The organism is Myroides profundi (assembly GCF_000833025.1).
Taxonomy (GTDB): Bacteria; Bacteroidota; Bacteroidia; order Flavobacteriales; family Flavobacteriaceae; genus Flavobacterium; species Flavobacterium profundi_A.
The window spans coordinates 2,854,119-2,880,340 of record NZ_CP010817.1 but is presented as its reverse complement, the minus strand read 5'-3'; the positions used below and the strand labels follow the sequence as shown (position 1 = coordinate 2,880,340).

At 34.5% G+C, this 26,222-nt stretch carries 17 protein-coding genes; 14 read left to right on the top strand and 3 right to left on the bottom strand.

What is annotated here, in order from left to right:
* Positions 1-125 precede the first annotated feature (125 nt).
* The 8 genes from hisG to hisIE are packed head-to-tail and all read left to right on the top strand — an operon-like array spanning position 126 to position 7,034.
* Complete coding sequence (gene hisG, locus MPR_RS12670; protein ID WP_041893140.1) at positions 126-983, top strand: ATP phosphoribosyltransferase; 858 nt, start codon at positions 126-128, stop codon at positions 981-983.
* 11 nt (positions 984-994) lie between these two features.
* On the top strand, positions 995-2,284 hold the full coding sequence (gene hisD / locus MPR_RS12665; protein WP_041893138.1) for a histidinol dehydrogenase: 1,290 nt from the start codon (positions 995-997) through the stop codon (positions 2,282-2,284).
* Positions 2,277-3,323 (top strand): histidinol-phosphate transaminase, encoded by a 1,047-nt coding sequence (gene hisC / locus MPR_RS12660; protein WP_041893136.1) that lies wholly within the window; start codon positions 2,277-2,279, stop codon positions 3,321-3,323. The genes hisD and hisC overlap by 8 nt, the downstream gene beginning before the upstream one ends.
* Positions 3,316-4,407, top strand: a complete 1,092-nt coding sequence (gene hisB, locus MPR_RS12655; RefSeq protein WP_041893135.1) for a bifunctional histidinol-phosphatase/imidazoleglycerol-phosphate dehydratase HisB — start codon at positions 3,316-3,318, stop codon at positions 4,405-4,407. Before hisC ends, hisB begins: the two co-directional genes overlap by 8 nt.
* Positions 4,404-4,985, top strand: a complete 582-nt coding sequence (gene hisH / locus MPR_RS12650) for an imidazole glycerol phosphate synthase subunit HisH (protein ID WP_041893133.1) — start codon at positions 4,404-4,406, stop codon at positions 4,983-4,985. The genes hisB and hisH overlap by 4 nt, the downstream gene beginning before the upstream one ends.
* Positions 4,982-5,695, top strand: coding sequence for a 1-(5-phosphoribosyl)-5-[(5-phosphoribosylamino)methylideneamino]imidazole-4-carboxamide isomerase (gene hisA, locus MPR_RS12645; RefSeq protein WP_041893132.1), 714 nt, complete (start codon positions 4,982-4,984; stop codon positions 5,693-5,695). The genes hisH and hisA overlap by 4 nt, the downstream gene beginning before the upstream one ends.
* Positions 5,689-6,441 carry an imidazole glycerol phosphate synthase subunit HisF gene (hisF, locus tag MPR_RS12640; protein ID WP_041893130.1) on the top strand — a complete coding sequence of 251 codons (753 nt, stop codon included), beginning with the start codon at positions 5,689-5,691 and terminating at the stop codon, positions 6,439-6,441. Before hisA ends, hisF begins: the two co-directional genes overlap by 7 nt.
* A complete protein-coding gene (gene hisIE, locus MPR_RS12635; protein WP_041893129.1) occupies positions 6,438-7,034 on the top strand; it encodes a bifunctional phosphoribosyl-AMP cyclohydrolase/phosphoribosyl-ATP diphosphatase HisIE in 597 nt (198 codons plus the stop codon). The genes hisF and hisIE overlap by 4 nt, the downstream gene beginning before the upstream one ends.
* 327 nt (positions 7,035-7,361) lie before the next feature.
* Here hisIE and MPR_RS12630 read toward each other — a convergent pair whose 3' ends face one another.
* Both MPR_RS12630 and MPR_RS18770 read right to left on the bottom strand, forming a co-directional pair.
* On the bottom strand, positions 7,362-8,615 hold the full coding sequence (locus tag MPR_RS12630) for a helix-turn-helix domain-containing protein (RefSeq protein ID WP_041893128.1): 1,254 nt from the start codon (positions 8,613-8,615) through the stop codon (positions 7,362-7,364).
* A 213-nt stretch (positions 8,616-8,828) separates the two neighbouring features.
* On the bottom strand, positions 8,829-8,999 hold the full coding sequence (locus MPR_RS18770) for a hypothetical protein (RefSeq protein ID WP_167541466.1): 171 nt from the start codon (positions 8,997-8,999) through the stop codon (positions 8,829-8,831).
* A gap of 1,677 nt (positions 9,000-10,676) precedes the next feature.
* Between MPR_RS18770 and MPR_RS12625 the strand changes: the two genes are divergently transcribed.
* From MPR_RS12625 to MPR_RS12600, 6 genes are all read left to right on the top strand, one after another.
* Positions 10,677-16,337, top strand: a complete 5,661-nt coding sequence (locus MPR_RS12625; RefSeq protein ID WP_041893126.1) for a DUF11 domain-containing protein — start codon at positions 10,677-10,679, stop codon at positions 16,335-16,337.
* A 32-nt stretch (positions 16,338-16,369) separates the two neighbouring features.
* Positions 16,370-19,294 carry a phage tail-like protein gene (locus MPR_RS12620; RefSeq protein ID WP_075038933.1) on the top strand — a complete coding sequence of 975 codons (2,925 nt, stop codon included), beginning with the start codon at positions 16,370-16,372 and terminating at the stop codon, positions 19,292-19,294.
* Positions 19,295-19,395: 101 nt separating this feature from the next.
* Complete coding sequence (locus tag MPR_RS12615; protein WP_041893125.1) at positions 19,396-20,013, top strand: phage tail-like protein; 618 nt, start codon at positions 19,396-19,398, stop codon at positions 20,011-20,013.
* A gap of 23 nt (positions 20,014-20,036) precedes the next feature.
* Positions 20,037-21,284, top strand: a complete 1,248-nt coding sequence (locus tag MPR_RS12610) for a T9SS type B sorting domain-containing protein (protein ID WP_041893124.1) — start codon at positions 20,037-20,039, stop codon at positions 21,282-21,284.
* Positions 21,285-21,294: 10 nt separating this feature from the next.
* A complete protein-coding gene (locus tag MPR_RS12605) occupies positions 21,295-22,227 on the top strand; it encodes a PorP/SprF family type IX secretion system membrane protein (RefSeq protein ID WP_006265791.1) in 933 nt (310 codons plus the stop codon).
* A gap of 15 nt (positions 22,228-22,242) precedes the next feature.
* Complete coding sequence (locus MPR_RS12600; protein WP_041893123.1) at positions 22,243-24,201, top strand: OmpA family protein; 1,959 nt, start codon at positions 22,243-22,245, stop codon at positions 24,199-24,201.
* A gap of 643 nt (positions 24,202-24,844) precedes the next feature.
* Here MPR_RS12600 and MPR_RS12595 read toward each other — a convergent pair.
* Entirely contained in the window at positions 24,845-26,044 is a 1,200-nt protein-coding gene (locus MPR_RS12595; protein ID WP_006261728.1) for a pyridoxal phosphate-dependent aminotransferase, read from the bottom strand.
* Between the last annotated feature and the right edge of the window lie 178 nt (positions 26,045-26,222).

The window sequence follows — 26,222 nt, the reverse complement described above, 5'->3', positions numbered from 1 at the left end:
TGTATTTGAATCAAAAATATCTAATTATCCCGTTTGAGTAAATCAGACGGGATTTTTTGTTTTTAAGCGTATTGCTATTTGATACTTCCTATCGGTTTACTCGAACTTTTTAATCAAAAAATAACATGAGTAAATTAAAAATTGCAATCCAAAAAAGTGGACGTCTTAGTGAGAAATCCCTAGAATTATTAAAAGAATGCGGCATTAAGTTTCCTAATGGTGGAGGTAAACTAATTGCCGAAAGTAAGAACTTCCCTATCGAAGTACTGTTCTTGCGTGATGATGATGTTACGAAATATGTAGAACAGCAAGTAGCTGATATCGGTATCGTAGGAGAGAATGTGTACTTAGAGGCTAATCTCCCTGTCAAGGTGTTAGAATATTTAGGCTTTGGTAGTTGTAGATTGAGTTTAGCTGTATCTAAAGAAGTTGACTATACTGGCATTACTTACTTTGAAGGCAAAAAGATAGCGACTTCTTATCCCTTTATCTTAGAAAAATACTTAAAACAACAAGGCGTGAATGCTTCTATAGAGTTTATCTCAGGAAGTGTGGAAATAGCGCCTAGCATTGGTCTTGCTAATGGGGTATGTGATATCGTGAGTAGTGGTTCTACACTGATGTCTAATGGACTTAAAGAAGTAGACAAGGTGCTAGACAGCCAAGCAGTCTTAATTAGCAACCAAGCTTTAGGAAAGGAGAAACAAGTCTTATTAGATAAACTCTTGTTTAGAATTAAATCTGTTTTAAATGCTAAGGAACGCAAGTATATTTTATTAAATGCTCCTAATGATAAGTTAGAACAGATCATCTCTATACTACCAGGGATGAAGAGTCCTACTGTCTTACCCTTAGCAGATGATGGTTGGAGTAGCCTACACTCTGTTATCCAAGAAGACCAATTCTGGGATATCATCGACGAGTTAAAAGCCTTAGGAGCAGAGGGAATTCTAGTAGCTCCAATAGAAAAAATGATTTACTAAAACGAGAAGTTATGATAACAGTATATAAACCTGCAAGAGAAGAATGGATAGGGGTAACAAAACGCCCTATTATCACGACAGAAAGTCTAAATGAGAGTATCAGTACAGTACTTAAACAAGTCAAAGAAAGAGGAGATCAGGCTGTTCAGAATTATGCTTCATTATTTGATGGAGTACAGTTAACAGACTTCAGGGTAAGTAGACAGGAGATAGAAGAAGCTGCTACTTTAGTCAATCAGGATATCAAAGATGCTATAGCTATAGCAGCATCAAATATCAGAACGTTTCACCAGTCTCAATTATCTACAGAAGATAAAGTAGAGACTATAGAAGGAGTGAGTTGCTGGAGAAAGAGTGTAGGAATAGAGAAAGTAGGACTTTATATACCAGGTGGTACAGCTCCGTTGTTTTCCACCTTGTTAATGCTAACTATTCCTGCTCAATTAGCAGGTTGTAAAGAATTGGTATTGTGTACACCGTGTAACAAACAAGGCAAAGTAAATGAGGTAGTTCTTTATGCTGCGCAATACCTAGGGATAGAGACTATATTTAAGATTGGTGGAGCACAAGCTATTGCGGCAATGGCGTATGGTACAGAGACAGTGCCTCAAGTATATAAGATATTTGGCCCTGGTAATCAATATGTAACTAAGGCTAAAGAGTTAGTACAGGCACAAGGCATAGCTATCGATATGCCAGCAGGACCAAGTGAGGTCTTAGTCATCGCAGATCAAGAGGCTGATGTAGATTATATAGCAGCAGATCTATTATCACAGGCGGAGCACGGAACAGATAGTCAAGTAGTCTTTGTGACCACAACAAAACAGAAGATAAGTGAAGTAGCTGAGGCATTGGAGAAACAACTAGAGGAACTACCTCGTAAAGACTTAGCAAAACAGACACTGAACAATAGCTTGATGATAGAATTATCGACTATAGAAGAATGTATTGCTTTTAGTAATGCTTATGCGCCTGAACACTTAATCTTAAATATAGAGAATGCCGAGAAGTATATAGACTTAGTAATCAATGCAGGTTCTGTATTCTTAGGAGCTTATTCTTGTGAGAGCGCTGGTGATTATGCAAGTGGTACTAATCACACTCTACCTACGAATGGCTATGCGAAGAGCTATAGTGGGGTATCAGTAGACAGCTTTGTAAAGAAGATTACTTTTCAAAAGCTAACAAAACAAGGGTTAAAAAACATAGGTAAAACAATCGAAGTAATGGCAGAGGCAGAAGAGTTAATTGCTCACAAAAATGCTGTTAGTATTCGCCTTAAAAAACTAAGCAATGAGTAATAATAAAATAAATATAAACGAATTAGTTCGCCCTAATATTAAGGCTTTATCTCCTTATGCAAGTGCTAAAGATGAGTATAAAGGGGAAAAAGGAATATTCTTAGATGCGAATGAGAATCCATTCGGAACAGTTAACCGATACCCTGATCCATATCAATTAGCATTAAAGCAAGTTATCAGTAAAGTAAAAGGAGGAAAGCCTAATCAGCTGTTTTTAGGGAATGGAAGTGATGAAGCTATTGATCTAGTGTATCGCATCTTTTGTCAGCCTAATAAGGATAAGGCTATCGTATTTACGCCTACTTATGCGATGTATGAAGTTTATGCAGATGTTAATGCGGTAGAGTTAATACCTCTTCCTCTTAATGATGCATTTGATTTAGAACCAGCGGTAGTAGAGCCTTATTTAGAAGACCCTACCGTGAAGCTGATGTTTATCTGTTCACCTAATAATCCTACGGGTAATCTATTAGATAGAAACAGTATCACAGCGTTATTAACTAGATTTAAAGGGATAGTCATTATAGACGAAGCTTATATAGACTTTAGCAATGAGCCTTCTTGGCTAGAGGAGTTAGCGAAGTATAATAATCTAATCGTTTTACAGACTCTTTCTAAGGGATGGGGAATGGCAGGACTTCGCATCGGTATGGCATGGATGAGTGAGGAGTTAGTCTCTTATTTTAACAAGGTGAAATCTCCTTATAATCTAAGTAGTGTAACACAAGAAGAAGCTATAAAGCAACTACAAGATACAGCAGGATTTCAACAAAGAATAAAGCTACTTATCGAGGAAAGAGAGAAACTCATCCAAGAGTTGAAGCAACTTTCTATTGTGAAGAGAGTATGTCCCTCACAGACTAATTATCTATTAGTTGAATTTGGTAATGCGGATAAGGTATATGAAGCCTTGATTAATAAGCAAATTATCGTGAGAAATAGAAGTAAAGTTGTAGAGAATACTTTGCGTATTTCGATAGGTACATCAGAGGAAAATAATCAATTAATAACTGCATTAAAAACAATAGATCGTGAGTAAGAAAGTATTATTTATAGATAGAGACGGAACTATTATTAAAGAACCTGAAGACTTTCAGATTGATAGTTTTGAGAAGTTAGTATTCTTACCTAAGGCTATTTCTAGTTTGTCTAAGATAGCTAGAGAGTTAGATTACACTTTAGTTTTAGTTAGTAATCAAGATGGTCTAGGAACTGCTTCATTTCCAGAAGATACCTTTTGGCCTGTGCAGAACTTTATATTGGACACACTAGCAGGAGAGGGAGTGACATTTACGGATATTTATGTAGATGACTCTTTTGACTACGAAAATAAACCTACGCGTAAACCAGGATTAGGAATGTTAGGCAAGTATGTCTATGGAGACTATGATTTAGCGAACTCTTATGTCTTAGGAGATAGAGTAACGGATATACAGTTAGCAGAGAATTTAGGAAGCAAAGTTATTTATATCAATGAGGTTGAAGATGACCGTGCTAAATTGAGCACAATGGATTGGGAGGAGATCTATCAGTTCTTAAAGCAACAACCCCGTATAGGTAAAGAATACAGAAAGACCAATGAGACTACGATTGATATAGAAGTGAATCTAGACAGTGCTAAAGACTGTGTTATCGAGACAGGTTTAGGATTCTTTGATCATATGTTAGAACAAGTCAATAGACATGGTAATATAGGTCTAAAAATAAAGGTCAAAGGTGACTTACAAGTAGATGAACACCACACGATAGAAGATACAGCTATTGCATTAGGTACTGCTTTTAAACGAGCACTAGGTAATAAAAAGGGAATAGAGAGATATGGCTTCTTACTACCGATGGATGAGTGTCTCGCTCAGGTAGCTATAGACTTCGGAGGGAGAGCATGGCTGATGTGGGACGCGGAGTTTAAGAGAGAGAAAGTAGGTGATATGCCGACAGAGATGTTCTATCACTTTTTCAAATCCTTTGCTGATGCAGCGAGTTGTAATCTGAATATAAAGGTAGAAGGTGACAATGAGCACCACAAGATAGAGTCTATCTTTAAAGCCTTTGCTAAAGCAATAAAGATGGCAGTAAGCAAAACGGAGAATTACAATATACCAAGTACTAAAGGCATACTATGATCGCAATCTTAAAATATAATGCAGGTAATGTACAGTCTGTACAGAATGCTATAGAACGACTAGGGTATCAGACGATAGTCACAGATGATGTAGCGATACTTACCTCTGCGGATAAAGTGATCTTTCCAGGAGTAGGAGAGGCTTCTTCTGCGATGAGGTACTTAGTAGATAAAGGGTTAGATAAGGTTATTATAGGTTTAAAACAGCCTGTACTGGGGATATGTTTAGGAATGCAGCTGTTGTGTCACTCTAGTGAAGAAGGAGATGTAGCAGGATTAGGTGTTTTTGACAATAAAGTAAAGCTTTTTCCTGCCACAGATATTGTCCCTCATATGGGATGGAATAATTGTGATATGATAGATGAAGAGACCTTGTTTAAAGGGATTGAAGAGCTAGATGATTTCTACTTTGTACACAGTTATTATGCTACTTTATCTAAGGATACTATTGCTGTTAATAATTATATTGTGCCTTTTTCGGCTGCCTTAGCTAAAGGTAATTTTTATGCAGTACAGTTTCACCCAGAGAAGTCAGGTAAAGTTGGGGAACTATTATTAAAGAATTTTTTAGAATTATGAGAATCATACCAGCTATAGATATAATAGGAGGACAGTGTGTTCGACTATCAAAAGGAGATTATAATACCTCTAAAGTGTATAATACAAGCCCAGTAGAAGTAGCGAAGCAGTTTGAAGATGCAGGAATTAAGTATCTACACGTAGTGGATTTAGATGGTGCTAAGTCGAGTCAAATAATGAATGCCAAGGTATTAGAAGAGATAGCTACTCAGACTAATCTACAGATAGATTTCGGTGGAGGTATTAAGAATGACTCAGATATCATTACTGCCTTTAATAGTGGAGCTAAGCAAGTGACTGTAGGTAGTATAGCAGCAACTAAGCCAGAGTTATTCTTAACATGGTTAGAGCGATATGGAAGTGAGCAGATTATATTAGGAGCAGATTGTAAACAGCGCAAGATTATGACACAAGGATGGTTAGACTCTGCTGATACAGATGTGTTAGAGTTTATCCAATCATATGAACAGAGAGGTGTATCTTATACCATAGTCACTGATATAGAAAAAGATGGAATGTTAAACGGACCTGCTATTGAGTTGTATAAAGAGATTATAACGAATACTGAGGTAAAATTGATCGCTAGTGGAGGGTTAACTACGGTAGCAGAATTATACAAGCTAAAGGAGATAGGTTGTGAAGGAGTGATCATCGGCAAAGCGATCTATGAAGGAAGAATAACATTAAAAGAATTGAGTGAATTATGCTAAAGAAGAGAGTAATAGCATGTATGGATATTCAGAATGGCGAGGTAGTCAAAGGGGTTAACTTCCTAGATATACAGCGAGCTGGTAATCCTATAGCCTTGGCAAAGCGCTATGTAGTAGAAGGAGCAGACGAATTAGTCTTTCTGGATATCACAGCTACGATAGAGAATAGGAAGACATTGATTGGTTTGGTTAATGAGATTGCAAGTCAGATTAATATCCCTTTTACCGTAGGTGGTGGGATTAGTACTAGAGAACAAGCAATAGATTTAGTGAGAGCAGGCGCAGATAAAGTAAGTGTTAATTCAGCTGCTATCAAGAGACCTGAGCTAATACAGGAGATTGCCCAGGCATTGGGGAGTCAATGTGCAGTGGTAGCCATAGATACAAAGTACGAAGAGGGTGAATGGTGGGTATACAGTGCAGGTGGACGTATCAAGACCGAGCTAAAGACTATAGATTGGGCTAAGCAAGTAGCTAGTTTAGGGGCAGGTGAGATACTACTGACCTCAATGAATAATGACGGTACGAAAGCAGGCTTTGCACTGGATATTACAGCTGAGATAGCTAAAACGGTAAATATACCTGTGATAGCATCTGGTGGAGCTGGGGCTGTAGAACATTTCTCACAAGTGTTTACTCAGACGCAGGCTACAGGTGCGTTAGCAGCTAGTATATTTCACTATGGAGAGGTAAGTATACCAGAGTTAAAGCAAGTATTAAAAACAAATAATATAAGTGTAAGATGAAACTAGATATAGATTTTAATAAAGGCAACGGGTTAGTACCTGTGATTATTCAAGATAAGGATTCGATGCAGGTATTGATGCAAGGTTATATGAATGAAGAAGCCTATCAACAGACGATTACAGAAGGTAAAGTAACGTTCTATAGTCGTACTAAAAATAGACTCTGGACTAAAGGAGAAACTTCAGGTAATTATTTACTAGTAAAAGAGATTTTGACTGACTGTGATAGAGACTGTCTATTGATAAAAGTAAAAGCTATAGGGGCTACATGCCATACAGGAAGTACTTCTTGTTTTGGAGAGATTGGTGATAAAGGTTTTGTTTACACCTTAGAGAATATTATCAGTGAGCGTATTGATAACAATGTGGAATCATCATATACCAACCAACTATTTAAGAGAGGAATCAATAAAGTTGCTCAAAAAGTAGGAGAAGAAGCAGTGGAGTTAGTTATCGAAGCTAAAGATGATAACGATACTCTCTTTAAGAATGAAGCAGCAGACTTATTATATCACTATCTTATTTTATTAAAAGCGAAAGGTTTCGTCCTAAGTGATATAGAATCAGTTTTGAAAGAAAGACATCTTAAATAACTATCCCTATATTTTGTGAGATATAGTATTGCTGTAAAATTCTGATATTTCTGTTTAGTAAAAAATATTTTCTAAATATGCGAATTTTGATAAGGTATATGTCAAAATAATACAGACTTGCTCATAAATAGCAAGTCTGTTTTTGTTTAATTTATCTTGATTTGGTGTTTCTTTCTGAACGACAACTTAGTAAGAGGTCAATAAGTTCGTGTTCAATCCGTTATTTTACATGAATTAACGGAGTCAGTACGGACTCATAACGGACTCACTACGGACTCACCCCAACTTTAAGTGCTGCATTAGTAATAGAAAAGTAATACAAGTATGCTACCAATCTTTTAATGCAAATACCTGTGAACGTGAGTTTACATTTAACTTCAGATATATATTACTAATATGATATTTAGTAGTACTTATCGTTATACTAAGTTCATGTGCTATCTCTTTATTAGTCAGTCCATCCCAGATGAGGTAGAGTACATCTACTTCTCTCTCAGTTAGTTTATAATTGTTCTTTAAATGATAAGACAAGTCTCCCTGATGATCTTTAAGTGTAATAGTATCAGGTTGTTTTAGAGTTTGTGTATTCTTTTCATGAACTAGCAGTTTATGGTAATTCTTCAGCATTAATACATATTGAAACATAAAAACACGGTTGCGTACATTATGTTTTTGGTTTTTTCTGACTAGCACATAGTTATTGATAATACTCAACACGATAATCGCTGATACATATAGCTTTAAGTTTGGCATAGCATGATTCTGAATAGTGATAGGATCATCTATTTCTAGATTGATAAAGCTCAGTCCTAACAGAATACACAATGATATTAAAAAAGCTACATAAAGATAGTATTGCTTTCTGTGTTTTAAATTCCTTTTAGTTAATTGTACAAAAATAAAGAATACTAAAACAGTAATGTCCAATACTACTGAATGTTTGCCTCCATATAGATAGCTAGAGAAGTATAATACAATGGCTATGATAGAGGTAAGTGAATATAACTTTAATTCATTCTTATACATGAATCTCTTCGTACCAAATGGGTAGTATGTCGAGAATAACATTCCTACAAAAATGATAGATGATGAGATAATAGTTGCTTTTAAAAAAGATTCAACTGCTTGTAAATGAATATGAAATAGGTTTAGGATATCACCTGTTATAAAACAAAGTGTAATAAGTAACTGTATAGATAAATAACTAATCCATTTTCGTTCTTTAAAGATTTGGTAGATAATAAAACTAGCTATTAACCCTAAGAAAGCCATACCATAGAATATACCTGATACAAAATAGTTGATAGGTAGGTCTATATAGGCTGTCATTTCATGGTGTAGATGTAGACTACTGGAATTGTTGATACTAATAGTACCTTGAAAGAGAGATAGTTGACCCAATCCAATATTCTGAAGTATTGTTGGAGCTATCTTAAATAGGGTATATGAGGTATAGGTGAGTACTATATCCTTTATATTAATGAATAAAGTAAATAGCCAAGTTATAAGGACATAACTCAGTATTACCGATATAGGAACCAATCCTATATGGGTATATTGTTGTTTTTTTTTCGAATCCATTTTAATTTTTTAACAATAAATAATCAATACCATAGATTAGAGTACGAGGGGATAGCTGCTGTCTTAGCCCAAAACAGTAGACATCTGTACTTTTCTATAATAGCAATTTTTGACTTTGATAGTGAGAAAGTCTATATCATTAGTACTAGTTAAGGATTGAGTGGCGAATAATACTAGAGTAATACTAATGATACGGGATATGTTATATGTATTTTAGTACTTAAAAGACATATTGATCTCTAGATCTTCTTTTCTGTAATTGTTAAATATTTTAGAAGTATAGCTTCTAATAGGTGGTGTGATGTATTTGATTTTGAATACATCTAAGAGAATTGATTTTGGTGTAACCTCTTTGTTTTTAGGTTGTTGTTGTTCTTTTCTCATGTTTATTGTTGTTTTGTTTTGACTAAGCAATATAGAGTGAAAAGCTGTAATATGTACTATAATAAAGTATAGTTCTTTGTTAAATAATTACCCTACTTATCTGTTTAAGACATTTGTGAATTAGTGCGTTATGCGAATAGAGAAAGGTTTTATAAGAGTAATGACATTTATTAACAGTTAGACTAAGGCTGTTGTTAAAAATGAGCTGTAGTTCTGATATCTTAAATATAGACTAGGCTAGGAAAGTATTAATTTTTATTAGTGTTTTAATCATCTAGTTTCATCTGGTTTTATAACATATTATTCTGTAAAAATTATTAAAGTAATAGTCAAGTTCTAACTACTAGAGGAGCGTTGATTGCACTATTTATCTAGATTATTATAAAAATCATATATCGTATTATCGATTCTATTTTATGCTTTTTTAGGTTTTAAGATTCTTTTATATATAGCGTAACCTAGACTATTTTGACACTATTTTACATTTTTCAAAATCGCAATGTATCATTCGCATTATTGATGTTTCACATTTTGTAGTGTAGCAAATGATGGGTAAATACTGTTTTTTAGAATGGTTAAAATTAGTAGAGTACTAGTCCTAATTTAAGTTTTTAAAGTGCTGTTATTTAGTTGTTTGTTGTTTTTGGAACCTGTTTTTTAAACTTTTTAAAAGTGTCTATTTAAGATTATTAACAACCGTATTGGGCTTCTATTTATGATAAAAACCATGCTTAAGTATAGGCACAACCTCTCGTGCAGTGACTAATTTTGTTTTTGAATTTGGGAAGAGATATAGTTCCAGTGAATCTAGATAATATTAGCAGTTTTGATTTTGTGGGGACAATGGAGAACTGTTACACTCCCTCAATATGTTTTAATAGTACATTCAGTTGAGGGAGTTTTTTTAGAGGAATGGAGATAGTGCTAGATTTCTAAACAAATTCCCTTACTAACGAATTATTATAAATCTGATTCCTTAGGTTTTCCTATGGATGACAGAAGAAGTTTATTAGCAAAAACGATTTGAATACTTGGTATTAGTTGATAAAAATAGATAGCATAAGTAGCATCGGTTATTTCGCTCTAATTAAGAACTCACATTTAGTACTGCGAAAGTAGTAGAGAGCGAGATAGTGATTTACTAGTTGTAAATTTTATTAACTGTAGCCTAATATCTAGTTAGTCGTTTTGTGCCTGTGGATGCAACGAGCATAGAACTGTGTTTCGATGTAGTACATAGGAATTAGTAATTATCGAGTAGATAAGTTCTAAGTTTCACTGTGGAGTGGAAGTGGAGCTTAATAAATTAATCTTTATCATTTATGGAAAAAGTAAGTATGGGAATTAGAAAGAAGTAAGTATAAAAGGTTTTGAAACTAGGTTTTGAAAACTTCGCCACGAAGTGGTGTTAAGATGAGACTTATAGAGTAAGTAAATCTTTTATTCGATAGTAATTGTTCTTCGCGAATTCAGTTCTTCGTTTAATTGTTATTCCACAACTCACAATAGCTGGAATACATTACATGACAACTCACAATAGTCATGTATGATGTTTTTTTACTCCCGTATTTTTAATCTTACATCCTCTTCAATGTAATGATTATGATCTGTGCTCTAAACTCACAATAGGAGTCTGGTCATAATAATATTTTATAAAACACAATTAACAAACAACAAATGAAACAAAAAACTACTTTTTCTCTATGGAAGAGGTTACTGCTTTTGCTCGTCCTGTTCGTTCCTTTAGTACAGTCTTATGGGCAAACCCGTGTAGACGCTAAATTAGGAGATTATGACGACACAGATCTTGGTATTCTAGGTGGTAATAAACCAGTAGTGGAGAATCCTGAAAATGTGAATCAATTTGATAATAAATATGCTCGTCTAAAGGCTTCACCAGGTTTAGCTGTTACTTTGGGAGCTTATACTTCATATATAGAATTAAGATTTCCTACGATGTTAAAAGCTAAACAGACTTCTTATATCCGTCTTAAACCAGATGGTAAATTATTAGAAGGATTGTTAGGAGGGAATCTTGGAGAAGCTTTAACAAAACTTCTTGGAGGTGTTTTAACTGGTAATCAAGAATTTGATTTAAGTGTAGGAGCTGGTAATACTCCAATTCTTTCAGGAAGTAGTATGACTAAATTTAATACTATAGATGGGATTGTTAATGTGGTAAGAGATAATAGTAACAATTACTACTTGTCGATTACTCCAGATAAGGCGTATGACCGTATAAAGTTAACAAATAGAACAGGTGGCCTATTAGGTATAGGGGTTGTTAAGAATTTAGATGTATTTCATGCTTTTACTTATGATGATCAAGGTGCTAACTGTGGAAGACCTGTAGTTACTTCTTTTGATGGAGGAGGAATAAATCTGAAAGTATTAGATTTCAAAGATCAAAATTTAGGTCACGCTATAGATAGTGATCCTAATACATTTTCACTTGTATCACCAGGAGCTTTATTAGGTGTTAATGTAGGAGGATCAATGTCTCAGATATTCTATTTTCCTACTATATCAGACGAGAAAGCTACTGTTAATATTAGATTAGCTGTAGGAAGCTCAGGTGTATTAGATTTAAACCTATTAGGTGGAGTAGAGGTAGTAGGTTATAATGGTAAGAGCCAAGTATATCAAAAGTCATTATCAGGAGGTTTGGTTTCTGATTTGAATTTATTAAACTTAATTAAGTCTGGTAAAACAGTTGATATTACTGTTGCACCTGGTAAGGCATTTGATCGTTTAGAAGTTCGTCTTAAAGCACCTGTAGGTGTTGATTTATTAGGAAGTTCTGTTCGTATTTATGATGTAGAGCGTTTTGATGGTATTACTTGTAAGAATCCTTTAATTACTATTCCTGATGCAACAGCTCAACCTTTTGAAGTAGCTTCATGTTCTACTAAATTAGGAGTTTTTGAGAACGTAGACTTTCCATATAATACAGTTGATGGTAATAATGAAACATATGCTTCATTAGTAGCAAATAATGGAAGTTTACTTGTTTCTTCTCCTCAAAGTGGGAGAATACAAATGAAATATGATAGTGCTTTACCTGCTAATAAAACATCTTATATCCGTATTGATGCAGAAAAAGGTATGCTAAATGCATTGTTAGGCGGTACATTAGGAGATTTGATTGCTAATGTAGGTGGATTAGTGTTAGGTAATCATATTTTTACTGTAGAAGCATATAATGCTGCTGGTACCTCTGTTTTAAAAAGTTCAAGTTCAAATCACTTTGAAGGAACTTCAAATGGTGCAGTTAAGCTAGTACAAGATAATATTGGAAGATATTACTTAGCAGTAACTCCAAACCAGACTTATCAAAGTATTACAGTATCAAATAGTGTAAGTAGTTTATTGCCTACAGGAGAGATTCGTACACTGAAAGTGTATAATATGTGTACTGATATAGGTACAGATTTATGTTACCCTGCTCAGTTTACTTCTTACAGTCAACAAGGAATTAACTTAAGCCTTTTAGACTTAGGAAAAGCTGGAGTTAAGAATCCTTATCATGCGATTAGTGGTAACTCATCTAATTACTCTGAAATTAGTACAGGGCTAGTTGCTATAGCTGGTTTAGTAAAACAAACAGTATATTTTAACCAACCTTCTCAAGTAGGAGATGAATTAAAAGTAAGATTACAGTTAGATCCTAGTTCTACCTTATCAGTTCAATTATTAGGAAACTATAAAGTAGTTACTTATTTAGGAAGTGAACAGAAAGAATCGTTTACACTTCAACAAGGTTTAATTAATAACTTGAATCTATTAGATTTATTCAAATCAGGAGGAGTACAAACATTGACTTTTGATACAAAACAAGTTTTTGATAGAGTAGAATTACAAGTAGGTAATTTAGTGAATGTAGCTTTAACTCCTTCTATTCGTTTGTATGATGTAAAACGAGTGAGTTCTACTTGTCCTGAAATTACTACAGTATCACCATTCATAAAGCCTGTATGTGCTACTACAGTATTGAGTGCTTCTAATGCAGATGATATAGATAATATATTCAGTGATAACTTTGATGCATATGCTACTATAAATTCAGGAGCTGGTATTTTATTAGGTTTAGGAAATAAGCATTCTGGCCATATTGAGTTAGGGTACGCTAAAGAAGTACCTGCTAATACTACATCTTATGTTCGTATAGATTTTGATGAGAAATTATTGAACGCTTTATTAGGAGGTAGCTTAGGTAATGTAGTAAATGGATTACTAAATGGACTTATTTTAGGAGATCACTTCTTCGAAGTTGAAGTTAAGAATGCTGCTAAAGCTGTTATTCTTGATGGTAAAAGTAATGTGAGTAATAATGCAGCTAAAGGTGCAGGTACTATCAGAATTGTAAAAGATAGTTTAGGTCGTACTTATTTAGCGATTACTCCTACCGTTCCTTATCAATCAGTACGTATTACGGATAAAACGAATAGTGCTTTAGGTCTGTTAGCTCAACCTAATAGTATGAATGTATATAGTATGTGTTATGAAAGTGATACTAACTCTTGTGTACCTTCATTTGCTACTTCTTATGAGTATAGTGGTTTAGCTCTTGATGTTAAAGATTTATCAGGAGGAGGAGTTAAAAATCCTGAGCGTGCTATTGATAACAATACTACAAATTATTCTGAAATATCTTCAGGAACATTAAATATTGCAGGTGCAGTTAGACAATATATCTATTTTAATAGTGATGCAAAAGCAGGCGAAGAAACCTTGATTAAGTTTAAAACACAAGGTGGTCAAGTAAATGTAGACTTAATAGGTGCTTTAGAGATTAAAGCTTATAAAGGAGAGAAAGAAGTAGATGCGTTATCAAGTACAAATGGATTAATCAATGGAATCAATGTTCTTGATTTGTTAACTACAGGTCAAATGGTAGAACTTCCTTTTAGACCAAAGGCAGCTTATGACCGTATTTCTATAGGGATGAAATCATTAGTAGGAGTAAACGTAGGAGCAAGTATACATCTATACGATGTAGCACGTACTTGTAGAGTAGTTAATCCTAATCAATCTTTAGTTTCTTGGAAATCATATAAAGTTAATAATGATGCTACAATCAATACTGTAAAAGGTGGAGAAGTAGTAGAATATACTATCCATGTACGTAATGAAGGAACTACTCCAATAGAAGATTTTATTGTAAAAGATAAAATGCCTAAAGGTGTAAAATATAAATCAAGTGTTGCAGGTGTCTTAACAGAAGATGAAGTTGTATTTGCTCATAAAGGAGCTTTAGCTCCTGGTGCAACAGTTACTTTTACTTTTGCAGTAGATGTAAATGCTGACTTATCTGGTATAGTTGAGATTAAAAATATCGCTTATGTAGGTGAAGCAGGACAAGAAGCAGGTAAGGAAATATTCTATCCTTCTTATCCTCCAGTAGATAATACTAACCCTACACAACCTGACGGAACAAAGGCTCCGGGGACTGTGATTAAGGTAGAGAGCGTTTGTTCTTTAACTAAAGCAGTGATTACGTCAACAGTCGCAAATGGAAATATTTGTGAAGGAGCTGACCTTGTGTTAGATGCAGATGTTATAGCTGATACTTACCAATGGTATTTAGATGGAGTAGCTATCACTACAGGAGATCCAAGTAATAAGTTAGGAATAGAAAAAACTTTAAAAACATCTACACCTGGTAATTATACTGTAGTATATACTAAGGATGCATGTGTTTCTTCAGTTTCAGATAGTTTCATAGTATCTACTATGGCAGCTCCAGTTATTACTATTCATGGCGAAACATTCTTTACAGTAGTAAAAGGAGAACAAATTGTATGGCCAAATATTACAGTAGACGAAGGAACATTGACGTATGCTAATGAAAGCAATACAGCAATACCAAGTTTACCAGTATCTCTTGATACTGTAGGGCAAACATCATTTATCATTACAGCAACAAATGCTAATGGATGTACTTCATCAGAGGTAATAACAGTAACTGTATTAGATAATTCAGATTGTCCTCCTGCAATTCAACGTGTGTATGCTACAGAAAGTACTTCTTGGGGATCTATTATTACAGGTGGAGTTACAGCTAAAGAAAATGCCATTGATAATGATCCTACAACACATTCAAGAATTGTAACAGGATTAGGTTTATTAGGAATAGGTACAACTTGGCAGAATATTTATTTTGATCATGTAGTACCAAAAGGAACTCCAGTTACTATCAAATTAGGGAAAGAATACAGTGGATTAGTATTAGCAGGAGGTCTATCAGTACAAGGATTAGATGCAAAAGGAAATACGATAGGAACTTTAAAACCAGTAGCAGGTGGACTATTAGATTTATTGTCTGCTGATAATGTGAATGAGTTCACTTTTGTTCCTTCAAATTCTAAAGGAGCTCAAGATTATAAAGGAGTTCGTATTAGCCAGGGGTCTTTGGTAGGGGTAGCACAAATTGCTAAAGTGTATAGTGTTTTCTATACAAAATTAGGAAGTGTTCATTGTGATGCTGTAACAACAGATATCCATAAGAACATAGCTGATGTTTATCACGGAGTTGGAGATATAGGTTTAGGAGTTGCAAGTAGTGTATCTGGTGTATACAATCCTTGGAGAGCTGTGGATAATGATCCTGATTCTTATGCTACTATCTCAAGAGTTTTAGGCGTTGCAAATCAAGCGCATATGACAGTGGTATTTAAACAACAGACTATGCCTACAGATGAATTACATATTATTACCGAAATACCAGGTAACCCTGTATTAAGTTTAGAATTAATAAAAGGGTATAAAGTACAACGCTATTTAGGAAGTAAAAAAGTAGGACCTGAAATAGAAGGAAGTAAAACAAACTTTATAGACTTGAAGTTGTTGGGTATTAATTACAAGAACAAGTATAAGTTTATAGTTCAGGCTTTTGATGAACCATATGATCGTGTAAAAATAACTTACACCACATTAGTAAGTGTAATCGGAGACTTTGTAAATATATATGATGTGAACATTGTACCAAAAGTAGACCCTGGTTATGAGGTAGGTAAAGAGTATTTAGATATGTGCTTTGGAGGAGTACTTCATTTATCAAGAATTGATGCATGTACAGAGTATGAGGTATTTAAATCAAGAGAAGCTATAATTCCTTTAGTTAAAACAGGCTCTACAAGTTTTAAATTACCTAATGACTTAGAAATAGTTGAGTTTGAAGAAGAAGAAAATGGAGTAACTAAAAAGGTAACCTACCATGTAGTTTATGTACAGGTTTACAGAAATGGATGTGAAGCTGGAGCCAGAGTACCAGTTTACTTAGACATGAAAAACTGTTCAGTTAAATCAAACCTGAACATCACACACAAAATCAAATAATTAGAAACAACAATATTTATATATAAAAAGACATGAAAAAAATCACATTATTAGCGGTATTATTAGGAACAACATATTTCGCAAACGCACAAGTAGGGATCGGTACGCCAGACCCTGCTACTTCTGCAGAATTAGACATCGTAGCTAAAGCAGGAAATAAAGGTATCTTGATTCCTCGTGTTGCATTAAAGAATACAACAGAATTCCAAATGGCTGGTAAGGTTGCTGAGAGCACTAGCTTATTAGTGTTTAATAAAACAGAAGTAAAGGATTTAGTACCTACAGGTTTTTACTACTGGGATGGTGCTAAATGGAATAGAATAGTTGGTAAAGAAGAGTTAGATACTGTAATTAAGAATTTAGGTGATAATATCACGAATATCACTACTAAATTAGAAGGTGACGTTAAGAATCTTCAAGCAGTAGTGAATTACATATTACCGTCTAACCCTGATAATAAGGATGATAAAGGAAATCCAGTAGTTACTGAAAAGCATACAACGATTGTTTATAATCCTGAGACTAAAGAAATGTTCTATGTGACTTATGATAATGGAAAGTATACGACTAAGCAGATTGACATCACTAAGATGGTACAAGGAGTAGAAACTAATACTTTCTTTAAAGAGATTAAGGAAAATGGTAAAATAACTGGTTATGTGTACTTCAACGAAAAAACAATCGTAGAAGCTATTGGTACAGAAACTGATTCAGCTAAAATTAAGGAGATCTTAGATAAGTTAGATAAAAGCACTAAAGGAGCTATCGAGATTGACGTTAAAGGAACTGTAGTAAACAACTTCAAAGAAATCTTAGAATCACCTACTACAATCACTGTAACTACAAAAGACGGAGACAAAACTTTCACAACTGTAGAAGAGTATTTACAATACATCTCTCAGTCTGCTGATGGTAATGTAATCTATAAAAACTTAGGAGATGATAAAAATCCTAACTGGGTATTCCAATACTATGATAAAGCTACAGAAGAGTATAAGACGATTAGTTTACGTGATCTAGTAGCAGGTACAGAGACTAAGACTTTTGTGAGAAAAACTGAAGTAAACGGTAAAGTAACAGGATTTGTTTATTTCTCAGAACAAACAATCATTGATTGGTTAGCTAAAGATGAAAAAAACACAATTGACAATATCCCTAACAATGCTGATGGGGCTGTAACTGTTGACGTTAAAGGAACTGTAGTAAACAACATCCAAGAGATCTTAAAATCTACAACTTCTATTACAGAAGGAGGAAAAACTTTTACAACTGTAGAAGAGTATTTACAATACATCTCTCAGTCTGCTGATGGTAATGTAATCTATAAAAACATTGGTACTGATGTAGCTCCTAACTGGGTATTCCAATACTATGATAAAGTTACAGAAGAGTATAAGACAATCAGCTTGCGTGATCTAGTAGCAGGTACAGAGACTAAGACTTTTGTGAGAAAAACTGAAGTAAACGGTAAAGTAACAGGATTTGTTTATTTCTCAGAACAAACAATCATTGATTGGTTAGCTAAAGATGAAAAAAACACAATTGACAATATCCCTAACAATGCTGATGGGGCTGTAACTGTTGACGTTAAAGGAACTGTAGTAAACAACATCCAAGAGATCTTAAAATCTACAACTTCTATTACAGAAGGAGGAAAAACTTTCACAACTGTAGAAGAGTATTTACAGTACATCTCTCAGTCTGCTGATGGTAACGTTATTTATAAAAACTTAGGAGATGATAAAAATCCTAACTGGGTATTCCAATACTACGACAAAGCTAATGGAAAATATGAGACTATTGTTTTACGTGATCTAGTAGCAGAGACTGAGTCTAAAACAACTATTGTTACTTATGAAAATAAACAATATTACTTATCTGAAGCATACATTGTAGGAGGAGGAGAATTAGATGTGACTAAATGGACTGCTGTTCCAGCAGGAGCTATTCATGTAGATGTAGTAGGTGGGGTTATTAATAATATCGAAGAGATCTTAACGACTAAAGGAAATATCACTATCCAAGTAGGAGGAAAAGATATGAACTTTACATCTGTAGAAGAGTACTTACAGTACATCACTCAGTTCTCAGAAGGTAATGTTATCTATACGCAGATAGAAGATCCTAAAGACCCTTCTAAAAAAGTATGGGTATTACAGTACTGGGACAATACTGCAAATGAGTACAAAACTATCAACCTAACTGATCTTGTTGCTTCAGTAGAAACTAAGACTAATATTCTTAGAGCAGAAGCTACAGCAGATAAGACATTATCTATCTATGAAGCTGTAGTAGCACCAGTACAAGCTAATGTTAAGAAAGGAGAAATCTTCTATAAGTATAATAATGAAGATAAAGGTGAGCAATTCATCAATATGACGGCTGATATCATCTCTTCTATTAACAATAATGAAGAAGTGAAGAATGCATTGACTAATGTGTTAAACCAAGGTGGTAACGTGTACTTCGGTGATCATGATAATGATGCAGCTACAGATGATGTATTCTATACAATGGTCGTGAACGCTGATGGGAGTGTTAGTAAAGATGAAATTAAAATTCCAGCTTCGGTTATCAAAAAAGTAATTGAAAACAGTATAAATGAGTTTAAAACACTTTTAGGAGATAATATCACAAACGAAGGAGATATCGTATTCACAGGGAATATCTATAATGGACGACAAGTATTATTAGCTAAAGGAAGTACTAAAGCAAATGGAGAATCTGCTAGAACTGAAGGAGTAACATTAGCGAATGCGACAGGTGATAACGCTATCAATGGTGTGTTATCTATCAAAGTACTAAAAGCAGGTGTAGTAGTTACTGAATCTACAAAAGATGTGGTAGTAAATGACACTAAGATTGACTTTAATATCGGTGTAGGAAATATCTATACAGCTTTACCAGCAGATACTTACGAAGTAGTAGTAGAGTACTTAGGTAAAGAGGTGAAATAATTTAGAAAACAACAAACAACAATTAATTCTTTTCAGAAAGGGAGAGGCTAAAGCCAACTCACAATAACGGCCTCTCCCTTTTATTAAATCAAACTCACATTATGAAAAAAATATATTTAAGTATAGCCATATCATTTCTTGCAACAGCTGGTTTTGCTCAGACTAAGATCGGTGTTGTTGGTAAATCTAATCCAGATGTAAACACGAATGCTATCTTAGAATTAGAAGCAGAGAATAAAGGGCTTCTTTTACCTCGTGTTGCGTTAACTGAAACTACGAAAGCAAATCCTTTAAACGCACATGTTGAAGGGATGACGGTGTATAATACAGCTACTGTAGCGGATGTTGTACCAGGGTTTTACTATAACGATGGTTCGAAATGGCAACAGATGGTAACAACAGATAATAAAGCTGTGAAATTCTTCTATATGCCTACGATCACTTTTGATACGAGTGTTCTTGGAGATGGTACAAAAGAACTATACGAAGAGTATAAAAAGCAGTTCACAATGACAAGCGGAAATGCAGTAAAGAGTACTAGCGCACCTGCTGTTATTCCTCATTTTCCAGCTGCAACTGATTTATACTATTATGTTACAGACTTTGATCCTGCTGTGTTTTCAGATATCGTTATAGATGATAATGGAGTTATGACTTACAAGATTATTGGTAATGGCACTCCTACCTCTATCATGAATATCGTATTCTCTGTAAAATAACTAACTAGTAAAAGTGATTCACTATGGTTAAGAAAAGAACACTCTTAGTAGTTTCTGGCTTGTGCTCTATAGCTACTATGGCACAGACAGTAAACAAGGGAGGGCTATATGTAAGCCCAGAAGGGATAATGTCTACACATTATGCCTTAGAGAATACAGATGAGGCAGACTTTAAAAATAACGGTACGTTATATGTCTATAATGATATTATAAACAACGGTGCTTTCTTTGATTATAAAGGAAAACTAGCACAAGGAACTACTATTTTTAAAAGTGATAAACAACAGACTGTATCAGGTAACAGTATCAGTAAGTTTAACAATGTAGTGCTAAATAACACAGCAGATAATATTGCATTTAATGTTATTAATGATGTGGTAGTACAGGGCAAAGTGGACTTCCAAGACGGTATTGTCAATGTAGATGAGAAAGATGGATCATTTACATTCTTAAAAGACGCAACAGCAGTCAATGCAAGTGATAATAGCCATATCCAAGGAACTGTAGATAAGGAAGGAAACAACGAATTTGTATTCCCTATTGGAGATAAGAAGTATTATCGAAACGCTACGATTACAGCGCCTAAAGAAGAGAAAGACATTTTCGTAGGGAAGTATAACTTAGATGATAAGAACTTCTTTACTTCTCATAAGCATAAGTCTGGTATAGTAGAGTTAGTAAACGAAAGAGAGTATTGGCTAGTAGACCGTAACTCTAATGCGAAGAGCGATGTTATCTTGACATTAGGCTGGCATGCAGATACTACTCCAGCAGAGTTATTAAAGACTCCAGAGAAGAACTTACGTATTCTTCGTTGGGATGCTAAGGATCAGCTTTGGGTAGATGAGGGAGGTATCGTAGATGTCGATAATAAGACAGTGACTACACCTACATCTGTACGTGGATACGGATTCTTTACATTAGGTACTGTGAATACAGATTTGATATTAGATGGAGACGTAGTGATCTATAATCTAGTAACGCCTAATGGAGATGGAGAGAATGATTTCTTCTTAATTGATAATATTAATCGTTTCCCTAATAATAAAGTTGAGATCTATAACCGTTGGGGAGTGAAGGTTTATGAGACTTCTAATTATGACAGTAATAATAACGTATTCAGAGGGTATTCTGACGGACGTGTTACAGTTAACTCTGGAGAGAAACTACCTACAGGAACTTATTATTATGTGATTAGCTATGAATACAGAAATGCTAGCGAAGCACGTACAATTAGAAAATCAGGGTATCTACATTTAGACAACAACTAAGATTTTACGAATGACAATTAATAGAACAATAAGAAATATAAGTGTGTGTATGTTAACCTTGTTAGGAGCACAACAAATGCAAGCACAACAAGATCCACAGTACACACAGTATATGTATAATACCTCTAATATTAACCCTGCTTATGCAGGTACTAGAGGTAACCTAAGTATTTTCGGTAATTACCGTACGCAGTGGGTTGGTTTAGATGGAGCACCTAAGACAGCTAATCTGTCTGTGAGTACACCTCTAGGAGATTCTGGATTAGGATTAGGGGTGAATTATATGAATGATCGTATAGGAGCGATGGATGAGAATAATATCTCTGTAGACCTATCGTATGCTATCGATGTGAATCAAGACTATAAATTAGCATTTGGTTTAAAAGCTACGGCTAACTTACTGAATGTAGATTATACTCGTCTTAATATCTATAGTGGAAAAGACCCTGTAGCGATGACGAATATAGATAATCAATTCTCACCTAATATAGGGGCAGGTCTGTATCTATATTCTGAGAAATCATATTTAGGGTTGTCTGTACCTAACTTTTTGACTACAGATCGCTACGATGATAACGAGGTGACGACGATGCGTCAGAAAGCGCACTTCTACTTAATGGGAGGATATGTGTTTGAACTAAATCCTAGTTTGAAGTTTAAACCAGCTTTCTTAGCGAAGGCCGTTTCTGGGGCACCATTGCAGATGGATCTGACAGCTAACTTCTTAATTATAGACAAGTTTACTGTAGGAGCAGCATATCGTTGGGATGCATCAGTTAGTGCATTAGCAGGATTCCAAGTGAATGATAATTTATTCGTTGGATATTCTTATGATGCAGATACGACTAAGTTAGCGAATTACAACTCTGGATCTCATGAGATATTCCTAAGATTCGATTTGTTTAATAATCGCACTCGTATGAATACACCAAGATTCTTTTAACGAAAACTATAAAGTATGAAAAAGAAGGTTATTAAGTTTTTCTCAATAGCCTCTTTTTTCTTAATAACGGTAGGGGCAGTAGCTCAGACTAGTAAGGAGAAAAAAGCGGATAAGAGCTTCGACTACTATGAGTATGTCAATGCAATCGAAATCTATGAGAAAATTATAAATAAAGGGTACAAAAGTGTTAATACACTTACTAAGTTAGCAGATGCTTATTACTTTAAAGGTGAGCTAAAGACTGCTCATAAGTGGTACGAAGAGTTATTTATTTTTGCAGAACAAGGAGGACATAAACTACCATCAGAGTACTACTATAGATATGCGCAGACGTTGCGTTCTATAGAAGATTATAAAAAGGCAGATGAGTATGTAAGTCGCTTTGCCGAATTAGAGAAGAGTGACAGTAGAGGTATATTATTCGAAGAAAAGAAAGATACTTACTTAAAGGAGATTAATGCCATGATACAGCGTTATGATCTGAAAGTACTGCCTATTAATAGTGTGTATTCTGACTATGGATCGAGTATCTTAGGAGACCAATTAGTCTTTGCTTCTGCTAGAGAAACAGAGCATGGAGGTAGAGTACATAAGTGGACTAATGAAGCATTTACTACTCTATACAGTACGGTGATTAGTAAAGACGGTAGTTTTAGCGAGCCTGAACCTTTGGATAAGTTTGGAAATGCAAAGGTCAATGTAGCATCAGCTATCTTTACTAAAGATGGTAAGACGATGTACTTCACGAGTAATAACTTTAAGAAGAAAAAGAAAGTTCACAATGAAGATTATTACATCTTACTAAAGTTATATAAATCTACTTTAAACGAAGATGGTGTATGGACAGAAGCTGTAGAGTTACCATTTAACTCAGATAATTTTAATACTGCTCATCCTGCTTTATCCCCAGATGAGAGATGGTTATACTTTGCTTCTGATAGAAGTGGTACACTAGGAGAGTCTGATATCTATAGGGTCTTTATAGAAGAAGATGGAAGTTATGGTACCCCTGAGAACTTAGGGGCTAGAATTAATACAGAAGGGCGTGAGACATTCCCTTTTATCTCTAAGGATAACTATCTATATTTCTCATCAGATGGACGTCCAGGTCTAGGAGGGTTAGACGTATATATGGCTAAGCTAAATGTGGATAATACCTTCGGTAAGGTAGTGAGTGTAGGAGCTCCTATTAACAGTCCTTCAGATGACTTTGCATTCTATATCAATGATAAAAACAGAAAAGGATTTATCAGCTCTAATCGTGAGGGAGGAGTAGGAAGTGATGATATTTATTTCTTCCAAGTAGTAGACTGTAAGCAACAGATAGAAGGGAAAGTGTTCAATACGAGTACAAAAGAACCGATAGCGAATGCCACAGTAGTATTATATGATAATGCGTATAAAGAACTAGCTACGATCACTACAGATGCGAAGGGATATTATCTTACAGAAGCTTTAGACTGTAATTATAAGTTTAGATTAAAGGCTAGTGCAGATAAGTTCTTGACAGCAGAAGTATCTACAGTATTAGGAAGAGAGTTTAATGTATCTAAGACGGTAGATATAGGACTAGATCCTATAGTTGAAAAAATAGAGAAAGACGATGATTTATTTAAGAAATTGAAGTTAGATCCTATCTATTTTGACTTTGATAAAGCGACTATTCGTCCTGATGCAGCAGTAGAGCTAGCGAAGGTAGTAGAAGTGCTTAATATGTATCCAAAACTGAAGATAGATGTGCGTTCGCATACAGATAGTAGAGGTAATGATGCTTATAATATGAAGTTGTCTGACCGAAGAGCTAAATCAACGATAGCTTGGATGGTAAAACAAGGAATAGAAGAAGATCGTATCACGGGTAAAGGGTATGGAGAATCACAGTTAGTTAATAAATGTGCTAATAAAGTACCATGTACTATTAAAGAGCATCAAGAAAATAGAAGAAGTGAGTTTATTATTCTGAATATAGAATAACACTGTTTCGGTTAGTAATTTTAAAAAAGCCAGTTTGTGATGACAGACTGGCTTTTTACTTTTTTAGTAGAGTGTCATAGAACGGACAGAGAGGAGTGATTCTATAGCTCTATTAGAGTGAGGTTGTTTTGTAATTCTATTCTTCAGTACTCTCCCTTCAATACCGCTACAAGATCTCTTCAATACTTCTTCAAGAAAACAGGCTTGAACTAGAGCAATCTTGGCGTATTGTTGAAGAAGTGTTGAAGGAATTAAGATAAAGGCTTGTATATACTAGGATAGAGAGGTATTCGTGTATTATCTATTTTTGAAGTTTTTTTTAGTTAATGTGTTTGTAATTAGACGTTTATGTTTTTTAGAGGCTTTTTTTAAAGAAAAAAAACACTATACTTTTTCTTCAAAATGAAGTGTAAATGGATAGTACAGAGGATAAATATCAATAAAAGAGGGTATAAAACGTCTTTTACAGTAGGTAAATACGTCATTAACTCAATAAAAATGAGAAAAGAGATAAGAATTATTCACAACAGAATAAAATAGGAATGTTTTTAAGGTTAGGAGATAGGGTGAGAATTATCTCATATACTATTTCAACAAAAAAACCACCTGTTTAGAGGTGGTTTTCATATAGATAATAGATTGATTATTTTTCTATTGTTTGGTATACTTTAAGAGCTTGTTTTAAGATCTCAGCTGAGCGGATTAAGTCTTCTTTTTTAAGAACATAAGCCATACGAGCTTCGTTTAATCCTACACCTGGTGTAGAGTAGAATCCTGCAGCAGGAGCGATCATTACAGTCTCTCCATTTAGATCATACTCTTCTAATAACCATTTAGCGAAGTTATCAGCATTTTTAATAGGGAACTTAGCTACACAGTAGAAAGAACCATGTGGCATAGTCACTTGTACACCTTCTATCTGTTGAAGCGCAGTGATGAATACATCTCTTCTCTCTTTGTACTCCGTGATTACTTCATCGAAGTAAGATTTAGGAGTATCTAGAGCAGCCTCAGCAGCGATTTGTTCAAAAGTAGGAGGAGATAGACGCGCTTGAGCAAATTTCATTGCTGCAGCCATAAGATCTTTGTTTTTAGAAACGATACATCCTATACGAGCACCACACATGCTGTAACGCTTAGATACAGAGTCAATCATGATCGCGTGATTCGCTAATTCTGGGATGCTCATCACAGAGATATGTTTATATCCATCATAAGCGAACTCTCTATATACTTCATCAGCGATTAAGAATAGATCATGTTTAACTACTAGGTCTGTTAACTGTTTCATCTCTTGTTCTGAATATAAGTAACCAGTAGGGTTACCAGGGTTACAGATTAAGATCGCTTTAGTCTTAGGAGTGATTAGTTTTTCGAATTCTGATATAGCAGGTAATGCAAATCCATCATTGATAGAAGACATCACAGGTACGATGTTTACTCCATTAGAAGTAGAGAATCCATTATAGTTAGCATAGAATGGCTCAGGGATGATGATTTCGTCACCTTGGTCCATTGTACTTCCTAAAGCGAATAATAATGCTTCAGATCCACCAGTAGTAACGATAATATCTGCTACATCTACATTAAGATTTTGGTCTTGATAGTGTTTAGCTAACTTTATTCTATAACTTTCGATTCCTGCAGAGTGGCTATATTCTAATACTTCGAAGTTAGCTTCTTTTACAGCTTTAAGAGCTCCTTCAGGTGTTTTAATATCAGGTTGTCCTATATTTAAGTGGTATACATGGTGTCCTTTTTGCTTTGCTACCTCTGCAAAAGGGACTAATTTTCTGATAGGTGATTCAGGCATTTGAAGCCCTTTGTTTGAAATCTTTGGCATAGTTTTGAAATTTAAATAAACATAGTAACTCTCTAAATCAATATTGGATTAGAAATCAATAATCCTCTAGAATATTACTATCGCAAATGTAACTTATTTTATGCAAAAATTTGCAACAAATTGATTACTAAATATTAAGTTAAATATACTGAATTACTGGCCTTTTTGGTTATTTTTG

What these genes read in the sequence shown, in the direction of transcription:
- hisG (WP_041893140.1), top strand. Translation starts at nt 126, where the DNA reads ATGAGTAAATTAAAAATTGCAATCCAAAAAAGTGGACGTCTTAGTGAG.
- hisD (WP_041893138.1), top strand. Translation starts at nt 995, where the DNA reads ATGATAACAGTATATAAACCTGCAAGAGAAGAATGGATAGGGGTAACA.
- hisC (WP_041893136.1), top strand. Translation starts at nt 2,277, where the DNA reads ATGAGTAATAATAAAATAAATATAAACGAATTAGTTCGCCCTAATATT.
- hisH (WP_041893133.1), top strand. Translation starts at nt 4,404, where the DNA reads ATGATCGCAATCTTAAAATATAATGCAGGTAATGTACAGTCTGTACAG.
- hisA (WP_041893132.1), top strand. Translation starts at nt 4,982, where the DNA reads ATGAGAATCATACCAGCTATAGATATAATAGGAGGACAGTGTGTTCGA.
- hisF (WP_041893130.1), top strand. Translation starts at nt 5,689, where the DNA reads ATGCTAAAGAAGAGAGTAATAGCATGTATGGATATTCAGAATGGCGAG.
- hisIE (WP_041893129.1), top strand. Translation starts at nt 6,438, where the DNA reads ATGAAACTAGATATAGATTTTAATAAAGGCAACGGGTTAGTACCTGTG.
- MPR_RS12630 (WP_041893128.1), bottom strand. Translation starts at nt 8,615, where the DNA reads ATGGATTCGAAAAAAAAACAACAATATACCCATATAGGATTGGTTCCT.
- MPR_RS18770 (WP_167541466.1), bottom strand. Translation starts at nt 8,999, where the DNA reads ATGAGAAAAGAACAACAACAACCTAAAAACAAAGAGGTTACACCAAAA.
- MPR_RS12625 (WP_041893126.1), top strand. Translation starts at nt 10,677, where the DNA reads ATGAAACAAAAAACTACTTTTTCTCTATGGAAGAGGTTACTGCTTTTG.
- MPR_RS12620 (WP_075038933.1), top strand. Translation starts at nt 16,370, where the DNA reads ATGAAAAAAATCACATTATTAGCGGTATTATTAGGAACAACATATTTC.
- MPR_RS12615 (WP_041893125.1), top strand. Translation starts at nt 19,396, where the DNA reads ATGAAAAAAATATATTTAAGTATAGCCATATCATTTCTTGCAACAGCT.
- MPR_RS12610 (WP_041893124.1), top strand. Translation starts at nt 20,037, where the DNA reads ATGGTTAAGAAAAGAACACTCTTAGTAGTTTCTGGCTTGTGCTCTATA.
- MPR_RS12605 (WP_006265791.1), top strand. Translation starts at nt 21,295, where the DNA reads ATGACAATTAATAGAACAATAAGAAATATAAGTGTGTGTATGTTAACC.
- MPR_RS12600 (WP_041893123.1), top strand. Translation starts at nt 22,243, where the DNA reads ATGAAAAAGAAGGTTATTAAGTTTTTCTCAATAGCCTCTTTTTTCTTA.
- MPR_RS12595 (WP_006261728.1), bottom strand. Translation starts at nt 26,044, where the DNA reads ATGCCAAAGATTTCAAACAAAGGGCTTCAAATGCCTGAATCACCTATC.